Source organism: Mycobacterium sp. NGS27, assembly GCF_059813005.1.
This window is the reverse complement of the sequence record NZ_JCALDT010000001.1, coordinates 1-13,537: the sequence shown is the minus strand read 5'-3', so window position 1 is coordinate 13,537 and position 13,537 is coordinate 1. Positions and strand designations below refer to the sequence as shown.

Here is a 13,537-nt window from a genome sequence, read left to right as displayed (position 1 = left end):
GCTCTGATCAAGCTTTGGCGGCCGCGGGGTCGGGCTCACCGTCGGCGCTGTAACCGAAGTCGGAGGGCGACGGCTCCTCACCCGGGTAGAAGCGGTGCGCCCAGCGCCGCAGGGCCGCGTAGTCGTGCGCTTCTTCGGGAGCCAGATTCGGCTTCTCCAGGTATTTCATGTTCTCCCAGGTGAAGAAGTCCTGTTTGATGACCTCTTGCTGCAGCGCCAGGAACCGGGCGGCACGTCCGGTGGGCACGTCACCGCCGTCGCCGGGTTCACGTACGGAAGCTTGGGTGTAGAAGTAGTCGGTGTAATCCTCGTCGACCGGCGTCTGGCCGGTGACCTGCACGGTGGCAACCAGTTCGCTGGGAAAGCGCACCACGCCGAGGCCCAGCGAGTAGTTGTCGTAGATGATCTTGGCGTCGACCGGGCCGTTCGGGGTCAGCCACGTCTGCGCCCGTCCCCCGCCGAAATGGGCGTTGACGGTGGCGTGCAGGTGATAGCCGGCCACCTCGAATGACGCCGTAGTGGCCGGATTGGCGGCCTTGTGCACGTACTGAACGTGGTAGGGGTCAGCCGCGTTTTCGATGATCATCTGCGGATGCACCTTGACCCGGTTGAGCATTTGGGTGTGCGGGTGCAGCGGGTAGTACTCGTTGGTTTCCAATTCCGGCAGCACCGGCGGCTGCCAGTAGGGCGCCCGTCCGTGCCGCTCGTGCCAGGCCAGGATGAAGCCGTACCACTCCATGCTCGGGTAGGTCCGGATGCGGACGTTGTTCTTGCAGCCGATCTTGCTGTAGGGAATCAGCGCGTTCGTACCGTCGCCGCGCCACTGCCAGCCATGCCACGGGCAGACGATGTTCTCGCCTTCCACCGTGCCGCCGACCCCGAGGTTCGCGCCGAGGTGCTGGCAGTAGGCCTCCATCACGTGGACCTGGCCCGACTCGGTGCGGAACAGCACCAGTTCCTCACCGAAGTAGTGCGCGCGCCTGACCTGGCCGGGAGCCAGATCGGTTCCAAAGGCGACGATGAACCAGCCCGTCGGGAAGCGGTAGGCCGACAGCGCGATGCCGGCCTGCCCGAACTCCCGTTCTGACGGGTCTGATTCTGGAATCGTATTCGTCACGAGAACTCCGTTTCCCACGCGGCCGGGCGCATCATGGGCCGCTCTTACCTCACCGCGTTTCGACGACTAAAGTCTATTTTTACTATTTTAAGCATTGAACGTCAACGCGGCACCGGCGGGTCGCCGCGTGACGCCTGAGCCGATGGGGGTTCGCATGACGGCCGCTGCAGTGGACCTTTCCGATTTCGCCTTGTGGCGTAATGGTTTTCCCGATGAGCTGTTCGCCGAGCTGCGGCGCACCAGGCCGCTTTTTCGGCACGATCTGACACCGGGCGTCGTCGACACCGTCCAGCGTCAGTTCTGGGTGGCCACCAAACACCGTCACGCGGTCCGCCTGCACCGCGACACCGAGTCGTTCACCGCGGCCGACGGCCCACTCATTCAGCCAGTCGCCATGTTCTCGTCGTTCCCGACGATCATCACGCTGGACCCGCCGGACCTGAACAAGCGCCGGAAACTGATCTCCAACGCCTTCAACCCGCGCGCGATCGCCAAGCTGGAGAACGGCATCCGGGCGCGTGCGGCGCGGATGATCGACGGCCTGCTCGCGCAGGGCGGTGGAGACTGGATCGAGGACGTCGCCGACGCGTTACCGATGTCGGTCATCGGCGACATCATTGGCATCCCGGAGGAAGACCGGCCACGGATATTCGACATCTTCGACCGCATCCTGAAGGTGCTTGCGCCCGAGGCGGGCCCGAGCGGGCAGGTGGAACTCGAACTCTTCGGCGAGGTCTTCGGGTACGCGATGGAGCTCACCGCCGAGAAGCGGCGCAATCCCACCGACGACATCTGGAGCACGCTCGCGTCCGCGGTGATCACCGGTGACGACGGCGAGCAGTTCAGCCTCCCCGAGAACGAACTCGAGTTCTTCTTCTTTGTGCTGGCGTTCGCCGGCAGCGACACCACCAAGAACGCACTGGCCATCGGGTTGCAGGCGTTCGTCGCCAACCCCGGGCAAATCGAACGGTATCGCGAGCGCGAAGACCTTCGCGCCAGCGCGGTCGAGGAGGTGTTGCGCTGGGCGTCGCCGGTGGCGTACTGGACGCGCACCGCAAAGGTCGACGTCGAGATGGACGGTCAGCACATCGCCAAGGGCGAACGCGTGGTGTCCACCCTGCGTTCGGCCAACCGCGACGAGGAGGTCTTCGAGTCCCCGTTCACCTTCGACATCGGCCGGCAGCCCAATCCTCATGTGGCTTTCGGGGGTGGCGGCCCGCACCACTGCCTGGGCGCCATGCTGGCCCGGGCGGAACTCCGCGCGGTCCTCGACGAACTGTTTCTGCGCTGCGACGACATCGAGATCGGTCCGGCGAAGGTGTCCCATCCGAACCTGGCCACCAACATGTCGATCTACGACGAGATGTCCATCAAGCTGACCGAGCGGCGCTGAGTCAGCGCACGGCGCTCGTGCGGCCGTCAGTCGACCAACCGCAAGGCGGCCTTCGGACATTGGTCCACCGCGGCGCGCACGTCGATTTCCAGCCGCGGCGGCACGGGGCCGTCCGCGATCTGCACCACATCGGCGTCGCCCAGCTCGAACACCTCCGGCGCAAGCGATTCGCAAAAACCGTTGGCTTCACACAAGTTCTCGTCGACCGTCACGCGCATTGATTGCCCTCCACTTCTCTAGAGGCCCTTGGGTCGGGTCCCGATCACCCCGCCGGTCGCGAGGCGTGTCAGTTCTTCGTCGGTCAGCCCGCACCGATCGCGCAGGATCTCCTCATTGTGCTCGCCCAGCTTCGGTGGCGGCCGCAGCAGCCACTGGTCCTGACCGCCGAGCCGGGCGAACGGCGGACAGGGGTACAGGCCGAGTCCGGTACTCGCGTGATGCAGTGCCTCGAAAAATCCGCGTTCGCGCAGTTGCGAGTTGTCGGTGACCAGTGACGGTGACACCACCGGCGCCGCGGGAACACCCGCAGCGGCCAAGCGCTCCACCGTCGGGACAAGTGGCTGCCCGCGGCACCAATCCGCCAGCCCGCGATCGATTTCGTCGGCTAGCCCCTGGCGCCCTTCGATGGTGGCAAGCTCCTCGTCGTCGCACCAGGCTGGTCGCCCCATCGATTCCACCAGCGCCCGCCACTGCGCGTCGTCACGCACGGTGATCGCGATCCAGTCGTCCGATCCGGCGCAGCGGTAGATGTTCTGGATGCCCGCGTTGTGACCGCGGTTGCCGCGGCGGCTCAGGGTCACCCCGAAGACTTCGGACTCGATCGCCTGAATCGCGGTGGCGTTGAGCACGGTTTCGAGCATCGGCAGCTCGACCAGCTGACCCGTCCCGGTGCGTTCGGCGAAGTTCAGGGCGGCCAGCACGGCGAACGCGGCGTGCACGCCGGCCAGTGGGTCGCAGGCCCCGCGTGGTGTCACCGGCGGAGATTCCGGCAGACCGGTCACCCAGGCCAGACCGGCGATCTGTTCCATGGTGGGGGCGAACCCGACCCGTTCCCGCCACGGCCCCTCGACGCCGAACGCGGGCATCCGGGCGAACACCAGTTTCGGATTGGCTTCGCGCAGCACGTCGTCGGTGAGCCCGAATTGCTCCATCACCCGTGGCGAGAAATTCTCGATCACGACGTCGGCGCGGCCGACCAACTCGATGAACAGGCGACGGCCCTGCTCGGATCCCAAATCCAGTGTCACCGAACGCTTGTTGGTGTTCATTGCGTGGAACACCCAGCCGTACTCCCACCAGTCGTCGACGTCGGTGCGCATCCCGCCCGAGTACCGGATGCCGTCGGGACGCTGAATCGACTCGATCTTGACGACGTCGGCGCCGAAGGCGGCCAGCAGGTGGGTCGCGGCGGGGCCGGCCCAGAACGCGGTCAGGTCGACGACGCGCACGCCGGCCAGCGGAAGCCCGTTCGGCGCCCCTTCTATCTCGGGTTCCACACGGCGCCAAGGGGATTCGCCGTCGGCCTCACCAAGAGCGGGCGTATCGCCCAAGCGCGCGGGCGCACACACCGACATCAGCCAGGGCGGCCGGGGCTGATCGAACCCGGCGGGGTTGCGGGTGAAGACCTCGCGCTCGCGCACGTAATCCAGCTCCCGGATGGTCGAGCCGTTGCCCAGCGCGGCGATCGGCAGCCGGAACAGCTGCCCGAGTTCGACGATTTCGGCGACCGTCCGTTCGGCCAGCCACGGGTGGATCTGCTCGCGGATCAGGTCCCGGTATTGCCACCGGCCGATTTGGAACCGCAGCTGTTCGATCTCCTCCAACTGCGGACATTCCACCATCGCGGCGAAGTCGAGCCACTGCTGACCGGTGACCATGGTGATCCCGACGTACCCGTCCTTGGCGGGCTCGATCGACGGCACCTCGGTGGTGCGCCGGATCGGCGGGACGCGCAGCAGCTGTGAATGCAGCCATTCGCTGCTCTGCATGGTGGTGATGGCTTCCAGCATGGACAGGTCCAGGTGTTCGCCGGGACCGCCGTGCTCGACACGGCGGCGGACTGCCAGCACGCCGAAGGCGGCGAACACGCCGCCCATGTACTCGCCGAGATCGCCGCCGATGGAGATCGGCGGCCCGGCGGGGTCGCCGCGGAAGCCGGGCGAGCCCGCCCACGCCTGCAGGGTGAACTCGGTGGCCGCCCGGTCCGCGTAGGGCCCGGCCCAGCCGAAGTCGGAGATGGACACGATGATCGCCCGCGGCGAGAGTTCCAGCAGTTGTTGCGGGTCGACGCCCAGCGCCGCGGCGCGCGCCCGCCCGCCGGTCACGACGACGACGTCGGCGCCGGCCAATTCGTCACGGTAGCGCTGGGTCCCGGGTGCGAAAGTCATGCTGCGTTTGCCCGCGTTGAGGTAACTGAAAAACGGTGCGCTGCGTTCCTGCGCAATCGGGGAACCGCTGGCGGAGAATCGTCGTAGCCAATCCCCTTGCGGCGGTTCGATTTTGTGCACCTGCGCGCCGGCGTCGCGCAGCAGCTTGCCGCAATAGCTGCCCGCTATCCGGTCACTGATCTCGACGACACACAAATCGTTTAGGGGTGTCGGCCGGCTTTCGGACCGCTCGCTCAATTGCACCCGCCCTTCCGATCGGCAAGCGATCAGAGAAGCTATTTATATCATTACTGCTAAAATAGCTAAGCCAGCGTGTTGCATTTCGTTTCGAGGATCGGATGACCGCCTTGGGAATTGGCCCCGACGCCCGGCGCCGGTTGTCGGCGCCGCGGATCGCCGAAATCGTAGCCGACGAGTTGCGCCGTCAAATCATCGACGGCGAGCTCGCGGACGGTGATCTCTTGCCGCGCCAAGAGGTGCTCGTCGAACAGTTCAACGTCAGCCTGGTCTCGCTGCGCGAAGCCCTGCGGATCCTGGAGACCGAAGGCCTGGTCTCGGTGCGGCGCGGCAACCGCGGCGGTGCCGTCGTCCACGCCCCGGCGAAGACCAGCGCCGCCTACATGCTCGGGTTGTTGCTGCAGAGCGAGTCCGTCGAGGTCGCCGACCTCGGCATGGCATTGCAGGAACTCGAGCCCGCCTGCGCCGCCCTGGCCGCCCGCCGGCCGGACCGGGCGGACACGCTGGTGCCCGAGCTCACCCGGATCAACGAGTCAATGGCCGAAAACTTGGACGACGGAAGGCTTTTCACCGAGATCGGACGCGAGTTCCATGATCTCATCGTCCGCGGCTGCGGCAATCACACGATCATCGCGGTCGTGGGAAGCCTGGAGACACTCTGGAGCAGTCACGAACGGCAGTGGGCCGACGAGAGCGCGTCGCGTGGCACCTACCCGTCGCTTGCCCAGCGCCGCGCGGTGCTCAACACGCACGTCAAGCTGACCGAGACGATCGCCGAGGGCAACGTCGACCGCGCCCGCCGCATCGCGGGTCGCCACCTGGCCGACACGCAGACCTACGTCCTGTCCGGTCAGCACGATCAACGCATCTATGCGCTCTCCCCGCAGGCGTTGTCGCGGCCGCGGGACATTCGGCACTCCTGACGAGCGGCCTGCGACGGTCATGCGAACCGCATTAGTCACCGGCGGAAGCGGCGGGATCGGAAAAGGATGCGCCCGCAAGCTCGTTGAACGCGGCTATGACGTGGTGCTCTCGGCGCGCCGCGAAGCCCCGTTACGCGCGGCCGCCGAGGAGATCGGTGCCCGACACGTCGTGGCCGACGCGTCCGACCCCAGCGGATTCGGCGCCGCGATAAGCGCATTGGAGACAATCGACCTCGTTGTGCACGCCGCCGGTGCGCTCGGCGGAACCTACGCCCGCAAGCAGACCTTCGAGCAGTGGCAGGCCATCATGTCGGCCAACCTCGATTCGTGTTTCGTGGTCACCTCGGCGGTGCTGCCGAAAATGACCGCGGGCTCCCGACTGGTGTTCATTTCGTCGTCCGCCGCACACGAGCCCATGCCGGCCCGCACCGCGTACTCCGCCTCGAAAGCCGGCATGAACGCGTTCGCGCGAGCCCTGGCGCTCGAAGTCGACCGCGACGGCATCAGCGTGCACATCGTCACCCCGGGACCGGTGGCCACCGAGATGCTGCAGGACGTTCCGTTCGAGATGTACGCCATCGGAGTGTCCGACGTCGCCGAGGCGGTCGCCTGGCTGGACACCGTCGATCCGTCGGTCGATCTACCGGAGATCCGGTTGTCCGCCGTGGAACGGGGCCCGTTCGCCCGCCCGCCGGTGGTGCCTACCGAAGCCCGCCGCCGCCGGCAAACGCCTTGATCACCGATTCGCCGAACTCGTGCAGGGAGTCCGGGGCGGCGAAGTCGGCAAACCACACGTAGAACCGCTCGACCCGCTGGGCGGCCAAACCGCGGAAGTGCCCGATCAACTCGTCGGCATCGCCGCAGACCAGTCCGGACCCCAGGTTGCCGAACCGACGGGTGCTCACCTCGCCCACCGTGTCGGGGTCGCTGCCCGACCGCACGAAACCCACCATCTGCTGAATCGACATCCTGGCCGTTCCCGCGGCCGGGGCGAGCTTGGTCAGCCTGTCGAGCTGATTCGCCGGCAGATTCCACCAATCTGCGTGTCTGCGAACGAGTTCCATCATCCTTGGTCCGCTCCCACCCAGAACCAGCGGTATCGGGTACGAGCGGCGCGGGGCTTGTGCAGCCGGGCCGGATCCTTCGTCGCCGTCGCCCCAGTACTGCCTGATCAGATCCAGGTGACGGCCCAGTTGCTCGACTCGGGCCCGCGGATCCTGTTGGCCGACATCGAATCTCGCGAATTCGGAGGGCCACGATCCCGATCCCAGGCCGAGCTCGAACCTCCCCTCGGACGCCTCCGACAGGGTGACGGCCTGTTTGGCGAGCACGGCCGGGTGCCGAAACGCGTCACACAGCACCAGATGACCGACCCGCAGCCGCTCGGTCCTGGCCGCCACCCAGGTCGCAATGCCCATTGCCTCCCAGATGCTTTCGTCGGGGAGCCCCGGGGCCTCGAGGTGATCGATGAACGCGATCCCGTCGAAGCCGCTGGCCTCAGCGTGACGCGCCCGGTCGGCGATGGCGGCCGCCGACAGCCTTACCTGCGGCAGAAACAGATACCACTCGGCCATGCGCCACCTATGCGTTGATATCCGTGCGATTGCGACGGCACGGCTAGTTTATTATCTTTACTATGTTAGAGGTCTTATGGATGTCGGACTGAACTCGGAGCAGCTGTCGCTGCGCGACACCGTACGCGACATATTACGTACGGAGTGCCCGCCGGACGCCGCGCGCCAAGCGATCAGCGACCCCGAGCGCTGGCGCGCCCTGTGGAAGACCGTCGTCGATCTCGGCTGGACCGAGCTGGCCGCCCCTGACGCCGGCGACTACGGGCCGGTCGAGCTAACCGCGGTTCTCGAAGAATGCGGCGCGGCCCTTGCGCCAATTCCCTTGCTGGGCAGCGTCGGACTGGCCGCGGGCGTGTTGCGCAACAGTGGGCTCGACGCGGTGCTGACCGACATCGCCGGCGGTGTGGTGGCCACCCTGGCTGTCCACGCCAAGGGATCGCGACTGCCCGGCGCGCCGATGGCCCTGTCCCAGGGACGGCTGCGCGGCACCGCCGTTGCCGTCCCCAACCTGTCGCGCGCGGAGCTCGTCGTCACGTTGGCTCGCACCGACGACGGTGACACTGTGGCGGCCGTCGCCCGCTGCGGTGACGGGGTAACCGCGGTGCCGGCGACCGAATCCACCGATCCCGCTCAGCCGTTGGCCGCCGTCGAAATCGACACCGAGCCCATCGCTATTGCACCGGTCGACCTCGAATCGGCATTTACGGCGCCCTGGGTGGCCGCGGCCGCCGACCTCCTCGGCGTGGCGAGCGCCGCGTTGCACCGCTCGGTCGAGCACGCCAAATCACGGCGGCAGTTCGGCCAGCCGATCGGCGGGTTCCAGGGCGTCAAACACGCACTGGCCGACAACTACGTCAGCGTCGAACGCGCCCGCAGCCTGACCTATGCGGCGGCGGCCCTTCTCGCCGATCCGGCCGCGCCGCGCACCGAAGTGTGGACCGCCGCGGTGCTGGCCAAGGCGGCGGCCAACGACGCGGCGGTCGGCTGTGCGCGTACCGCCGTCCAGGTACACGGCGCGCTCGGGCAGACCTGGGAACACGACGCCCACCTGTACGTCAGGCGTGCCTGGCAGGGCGCCGCAATGCTGGGCGACAGCCGCTCCCTGTACTTCGAGGTGGGGCGACGATTTTGCGGGGGTGCCGCATGAGCCGCACCGGCGACGATGCAGAGCGCAGCGATGAGGAGGAGCGGTGCCCGTGAGCACGGTCGTGGCGGAATTCGGCGCTTGGCTCGCGGAGTTCCTGCCCCACGACTACTACGCGAACTACCGGCAGTACCGATGGGATCTCGGGTTGCGGCGCCAGTACCAGCGCGCCTCGTTCGAGGCCGGATGGCTGCAGCCGACCTGGCCACGCGAGCACGGCGGCCGATCGCTGGGCTTGCGCGACGCCATGGAAGTCCGGATCGAGGCGGCTATGCGGTCGGCGCCCAAGCTGCCCAACATCGCCGGACCCAACGTCGCCGCTCCCGGCATTCGCCAGTTCGGCACGCCCGCCCAGATCGAGCGTCTGCTCGTTCCGCTGCTGCGCGGCGACGAGTGGTGGGCGCTGGGCATGTCCGAGCCCGAAGCCGGGTCGGATTTCGCCGGTCTGCGAACCCGTGCCGAGCGCGACGGGGACGTGTTCCGGGTCAATGGTCACAAGATTTGGACCACCCAGGCACACGAGTCGCGGTGGTGCACGCTATACGCGCGCACGGATCCGCAAGCCCCGAAACACCGCGGCATCTCCTGCCTCATCCTCGACCTGCATTCGCCCGGGGTCAGGGTCGAGCCCATCCGGATGGCCTCCATCTCCGACGAAACCTTTTGCGAGGTCTTCCTTGACGACGTCGAGGTGCCTGCCGAAAATCTGCTGGGACCGCTCAACGGCGGTTGGAATGTCGCCCTGTCGTCGCTGCACCACGAACGCCAGATGATCTGGATCATGAACTGGGTCGAGATCAAACGCGGACTGGCCTCGGTGCGTGATGCCGGCGCCGCGGACTCGGGCCAGGACGTGTATGCCGAACTCGGTTCGCTGTTGGCAGACGCTAAAGCGTTGCGGGCCACCGGATATCGCGCTTTGGGCAACGAACTCGCGGGACGGCCCAGTCCGGAAGCCGACACCATGAAGTTGCTCGGATCGCTTACCTTACAGCGTGTTTGGGAACTGAGTGCGGCCGTGACGGGCCCGGTTTCCGCCACCGATCCGGATCTACTGTTCGAACGCCAGGACGCGTTGGCCGCGACTATTTACGGCGGGACATCGGAGGTTCAACGCAACATCATCGCCGAGCGGCTGCTCGGGTTGCCGAAGGGATGACGACAATGGATTACGACCTCGGCGACGATGCAGGGCAACTGCGCAGCCATCTGCGTGAGCTGGTTGCCAACCACATCCCGGCCGACTTTCTGGGAGCCTGCACCGAGAACCCGCAGGACCTGGCCACCACCGAGACGTTCTGCAAATTGCTGGCGACCGAGGGGCTACTGGCGCTGGCGTGGCCGAAAGAGCATGGTGGCGGCGGTGGTTCGGTCTGGCAGCAGACGGTGCTGCGCGAGGAGATGTGGGCACAGCACGAGCCGCGCGGTCCGCAGTACATGGGCATCAACTGGGTCGGGCCCGCGCTGATGCGGTACGGGACGGCCGAACAGAAGGCCAAGCACCTGGCGGCCATCGCCTCGGGCGATGTGATCTGGTGCCAGGGCTTTTCCGAGCCGGAGGCCGGAACCGACCTGGTGTCGTTGCGCACCCGCGCCGTTGCCGACGGCGACGGGTGGCGCATCACCGGCCAGAAAGTATGGACGTCGTATGCGCTGATGGCATCGTGGTGCGTGTTGGCGGCGTGCACCGACCCCGAGGCACCAAAGAACAAGCGGCTCACCCTGTTTTTGATTCCGATGGACCGGGCCGGCTTCACCGTCCGGCCGATCCCGTCGATGCTGGGACCGCACCACCTCAACGAGATGTTCCTCGACGACGTGCAGGCGTTTCCCGGCGACGTGCTCGGCGAGGTCGGCGACGGCTGGCGGGTGATGCGCGAAGCTCTGGCTTTCGAGCGAGTGGGCATCGCACGCTACGCGCGCTGTGAATCGCTGCTCGAAAGGATGCGCGCCCAACTCGGCGACGACTGGGATCAGCTGCCCGAAACAATCCGCACCCGATGGGTGCGCGCACTCGTCGATCTGCGGGTCGCCCGATTGCTCGCCTATCGCGCCGTATCCCTGCAGGACGACGCGGCGGCCGGGGCGGCCGCCAGTGCCGCACGCATCATCACCACGACGTGCGACCAACTCGTCGCCGAGCTGCTGTTCGACGTGCTCGGCCCGACGGCGCTCGACAGCGGGAGTTCCGCGGCGCTGCACGGAGCCATCGAGGACCACTGGCGTTACGCACAAGCCGCGACCGTCGCGTCGGGCACCATCGAGGTGCAACGGATGCTGGTGGCACGAGACGTATTGGGAGAACACAGGTGAAAACCGATCTACCACAAGATGTCAGCGATTTCGCCGTAGTCGCCGGCAAGCGACTCATCCGGTTGGGCGGACCGCCGGCCGCGCTGCGCGCCGAGACCGACGACGCCATCCGCGACGCGGCGCGCGTCGCGCTGCACGATGTCGGCGCGTTCGACCTCGACGTGCGCTCGGCGCCGGATGACCTGCTGGCCGCGGCGGTGCTGTGTCAGGCCGCCGGCGCCACGGCGCTCCCCTACCCCTTGGTGGAGGAGCTGCTGGCCATTGATGGCGCGCGCCTTGCCCTGGTCAATCCGAAGGCCCCGCGCATCGACCATGGCGATCTGGCCGGTGACTGGGTGGCGGCGGACCTAGACGGAAATCGGTACCGGCCTCAGCCGGCCTCGCGGACCGGCGCCAAGCTGGGCCCGTTCCTGGTCCCGGCCACCTTGAGCGCACCCGATGCAACCGTGCCCGCCGCCGACATTAACCTTCATCTCGTGCTGGGATCATGGCGGATTCTGGGAGCGGTGCAGCAATCGTTGCGGATTGTCACCGAGCACGTACGCGCCCGGATTCAGTTCGGCAAGCCGCTCGCGGACTTTCAGGCCGTCAGGTTCGCCGTCGCCGATGCGGCCGTCGCGGTCCGCGGACTGCATGAACTCGCTAAGTTCACCATCTGCCGCGCCGAATCGCTTGCCGCGCAGATTCATTCGGCCGACGCCCTGATCCTTCGGCTCAAGGCCGCCGACACCGCACGACAGGTGATGCGCACGTCGCACCAGTTACTGGGAGCCTTGGGCTTCTGCGACGAGTCCGACGTGAGCGTGCTCGACCGGCACACCCAACCGCTGATGCGATTGCCGCTGGGCACCGAGGAACTCGCGTTGCGCCTCATGCCGTGCGTCTCGGATGGGTCATTCGAGACATTGTTCAGCGGGCCGGTATCGGCGTGACCGAGTCCCCCGCAACCGAGGTGACGCCCAATCCGTTCGACGAGGGAATACCATTCGCGACCAAATTGCACGAGCTCGCTGAGCAACGCCGCGACGATTTAGGCGTCACCATTGTCGCGCTCGATGGCACCGCGGAGGCGTTGACTTTCGGCGAACTCGATGCCCGCGCCAACCAGTGGGGCCGGGCGCTGGCCGGCCTGGGCGCGCAGGCGGGCTCGCTAGTGGCACTGGCCATTCCGAACTCGGTACATCTGGTGCTGGCGACGCTGGGGTGCTGGAAGGTCGGCGCTGTCCCCGTCCCGATGCACTGGGATCTTCCCGAGTGGGAGCGAGACCGGGTGCGTGAGGTGATCGACCCCGCCGTCGTGGTCGACGAAAAGACGCGGTGGGAGTTGGAGACTCGCGCGGCCGGCGAGTCCGCAAGCCCGCTGCCCACCGCCGTCTCCCCGCACGTCAACGGCATCTGCAGCAGCGGTTCGACCGGCGTACCCAAAGTGATCCTGAGCTTGGCACCGTCGTTGTGGACGCCTCAGCACGGCGAGCCGTTTCTGTCGAACTGGACGCCGGTGGCACAGCCGCAGACGATCATGGTGCCGGCACCCATGTATCACACCAACGGCTTTGCGACGTTTTTCTTCCTGCTTGCCGGCGACCACCTTGTCATACTCGAAAAGTTCGACGCCGCACTGGTGTTGGATGTGATCGAACGGTTTCGGGTGACCAATTTCACCGCCACGCCCACCATGCTTGCGCGCATTGCGGCCCGGCCGGACGTCCGGCAGCGAGACCTGTCCAGCGTCGTCTTCATCTTGCAGGGCGCCGCGGTGATGCCGCCGTCGCTGATGCACACCTGGTTCGAACTCCTGAGCCCGGAGCGGATCGTGTCGGCGTATGGCATGACCGAGAACCTCGGACTCACCGCGCTGCGCGGCGACGAGTGGCTCACCCACCCGGGCAGCGTGGGCCGCGGCTTCCGCGATACCGAGATCCGCATCCTGGACGCCGACAAACGACCGCTGGGTCCCGGCGAGGACGGCGACGTGTACCTGCGCGCGCCGATGAGTGCGGGATCCCGCTACCTCGGGGGTGCGACACCGCTGCCGTCAACTGACGACGGCTTCCGCTCCGCCGGCGATATCGGTCACCTCGACGCGGACGGCTACCTCTACATCGTCGACCGCCGCGTCGACATGATCGTCACTGGCGGCGCCAACGTCTTTCCGGCGGAGGTCGAGTCGGCGCTCGCGGGTCATCCCGGGATCGCCGACGTGGTGGTGATCGGGCTGGCTGATCGGCAGTGGGGACGCCGAGTGCACGCGGTGATTCAAATCGCGGACGGCGCGCAGGTCACCGAACAGCAGGTGATCGAGTACGCGAAGAGCCGGCTGGCCCCCTATAAGGCACCAAAGACCGTCGAGTTCGTCGACGCCATCCCCCGCACCGCGGCAACCAAGGTCAATCGCTCGGCGATGATCGCGGCCCGGGGCGGCTGAGGGGACGGCTTGTCAGCCCCGCAA

Annotated in this window: 12 protein-coding genes; 8 read left to right on the top strand and 4 right to left on the bottom strand. The window is 67.0% G+C overall.

Annotated elements, in window-relative coordinates; translation table 11 throughout:
* Positions 1-7: 7 nt before the first annotated feature.
* Positions 8-1,117 carry an aromatic ring-hydroxylating oxygenase subunit alpha gene (locus AC5Y30_RS00060; protein ID WP_499915239.1) on the bottom strand — a complete coding sequence of 370 codons (1,110 nt, stop codon included), beginning with the start codon at positions 1,115-1,117 and terminating at the stop codon, positions 8-10.
* Between the two features lie 94 nt (positions 1,118-1,211).
* On the opposite strand from AC5Y30_RS00060, the gene AC5Y30_RS00055 reads away from it, so the two are divergent.
* On the top strand, positions 1,212-2,510 hold the full coding sequence (locus AC5Y30_RS00055) for a cytochrome P450 (protein WP_499915238.1): 1,299 nt from the start codon (positions 1,212-1,214) through the stop codon (positions 2,508-2,510).
* A gap of 26 nt (positions 2,511-2,536) precedes the next feature.
* Here the strand turns inward: AC5Y30_RS00055 and AC5Y30_RS00050 are convergent, their stop codons facing one another.
* Both AC5Y30_RS00050 and AC5Y30_RS00045 read right to left on the bottom strand, forming a co-directional pair.
* Complete coding sequence (locus tag AC5Y30_RS00050) at positions 2,537-2,728, bottom strand: ferredoxin (RefSeq protein ID WP_499915237.1); 192 nt, start codon at positions 2,726-2,728, stop codon at positions 2,537-2,539.
* An 18-nt stretch (positions 2,729-2,746) separates the two neighbouring features.
* The gene (locus tag AC5Y30_RS00045) at positions 2,747-5,140 is read right to left on the bottom strand and encodes a CaiB/BaiF CoA-transferase family protein (protein ID WP_499915235.1); all 2,394 of its coding nucleotides are present in this window, start codon (positions 5,138-5,140) and stop codon (positions 2,747-2,749) included.
* Between the two features lie 95 nt (positions 5,141-5,235).
* On the opposite strand from AC5Y30_RS00045, the gene AC5Y30_RS00040 reads away from it, so the two are divergent.
* Both AC5Y30_RS00040 and AC5Y30_RS00035 read left to right on the top strand, forming a co-directional pair.
* Positions 5,236-6,057, top strand: a complete 822-nt coding sequence (locus AC5Y30_RS00040; RefSeq protein ID WP_067127936.1) for a FadR/GntR family transcriptional regulator — start codon at positions 5,236-5,238, stop codon at positions 6,055-6,057.
* A gap of 19 nt (positions 6,058-6,076) precedes the next feature.
* Positions 6,077-6,793: an SDR family oxidoreductase gene (locus AC5Y30_RS00035; protein WP_499915233.1), complete on the top strand. Its 717-nt coding sequence runs from the start codon at positions 6,077-6,079 to the stop codon at positions 6,791-6,793.
* Here the strand turns inward: AC5Y30_RS00035 and AC5Y30_RS00030 are convergent.
* Positions 6,759-7,631, bottom strand: a complete 873-nt coding sequence (locus AC5Y30_RS00030) for an LLM class flavin-dependent oxidoreductase (RefSeq protein WP_499915232.1) — start codon at positions 7,629-7,631, stop codon at positions 6,759-6,761. The two genes, AC5Y30_RS00035 and AC5Y30_RS00030, sit on opposite strands and share 35 nt — an antisense overlap.
* 76 nt (positions 7,632-7,707) lie before the next feature.
* Here AC5Y30_RS00030 and AC5Y30_RS00025 point away from each other — a divergent pair, with 76 nt between their 5' ends.
* Genes AC5Y30_RS00025 through AC5Y30_RS00005 form a run of 5 tightly spaced genes read left to right on the top strand, consistent with a single transcriptional unit; the run spans position 7,708 to position 13,513 of the window.
* Entirely contained in the window at positions 7,708-8,778 is a 1,071-nt protein-coding gene (locus AC5Y30_RS00025) for an acyl-CoA dehydrogenase family protein (protein WP_499915230.1), read from the top strand.
* 49 nt (positions 8,779-8,827) lie between these two features.
* Entirely contained in the window at positions 8,828-9,934 is a 1,107-nt protein-coding gene (locus AC5Y30_RS00020) for an acyl-CoA dehydrogenase family protein (RefSeq protein WP_499915228.1), read from the top strand.
* Complete coding sequence (locus tag AC5Y30_RS00015; RefSeq protein ID WP_499915226.1) at positions 9,931-11,088, top strand: acyl-CoA dehydrogenase family protein; 1,158 nt, start codon at positions 9,931-9,933, stop codon at positions 11,086-11,088. Before AC5Y30_RS00020 ends, AC5Y30_RS00015 begins: the two co-directional genes overlap by 4 nt.
* The gene (locus tag AC5Y30_RS00010) at positions 11,085-12,020 is read left to right on the top strand and encodes an acyl-CoA dehydrogenase family protein (protein ID WP_499915225.1); all 936 of its coding nucleotides are present in this window, start codon (positions 11,085-11,087) and stop codon (positions 12,018-12,020) included. Before AC5Y30_RS00015 ends, AC5Y30_RS00010 begins: the two co-directional genes overlap by 4 nt.
* Positions 12,017-13,513: a class I adenylate-forming enzyme family protein gene (locus AC5Y30_RS00005; protein WP_499915223.1), complete on the top strand. Its 1,497-nt coding sequence runs from the start codon at positions 12,017-12,019 to the stop codon at positions 13,511-13,513. Before AC5Y30_RS00010 ends, AC5Y30_RS00005 begins: the two co-directional genes overlap by 4 nt.
* Positions 13,514-13,537 lie beyond the last annotated feature (24 nt).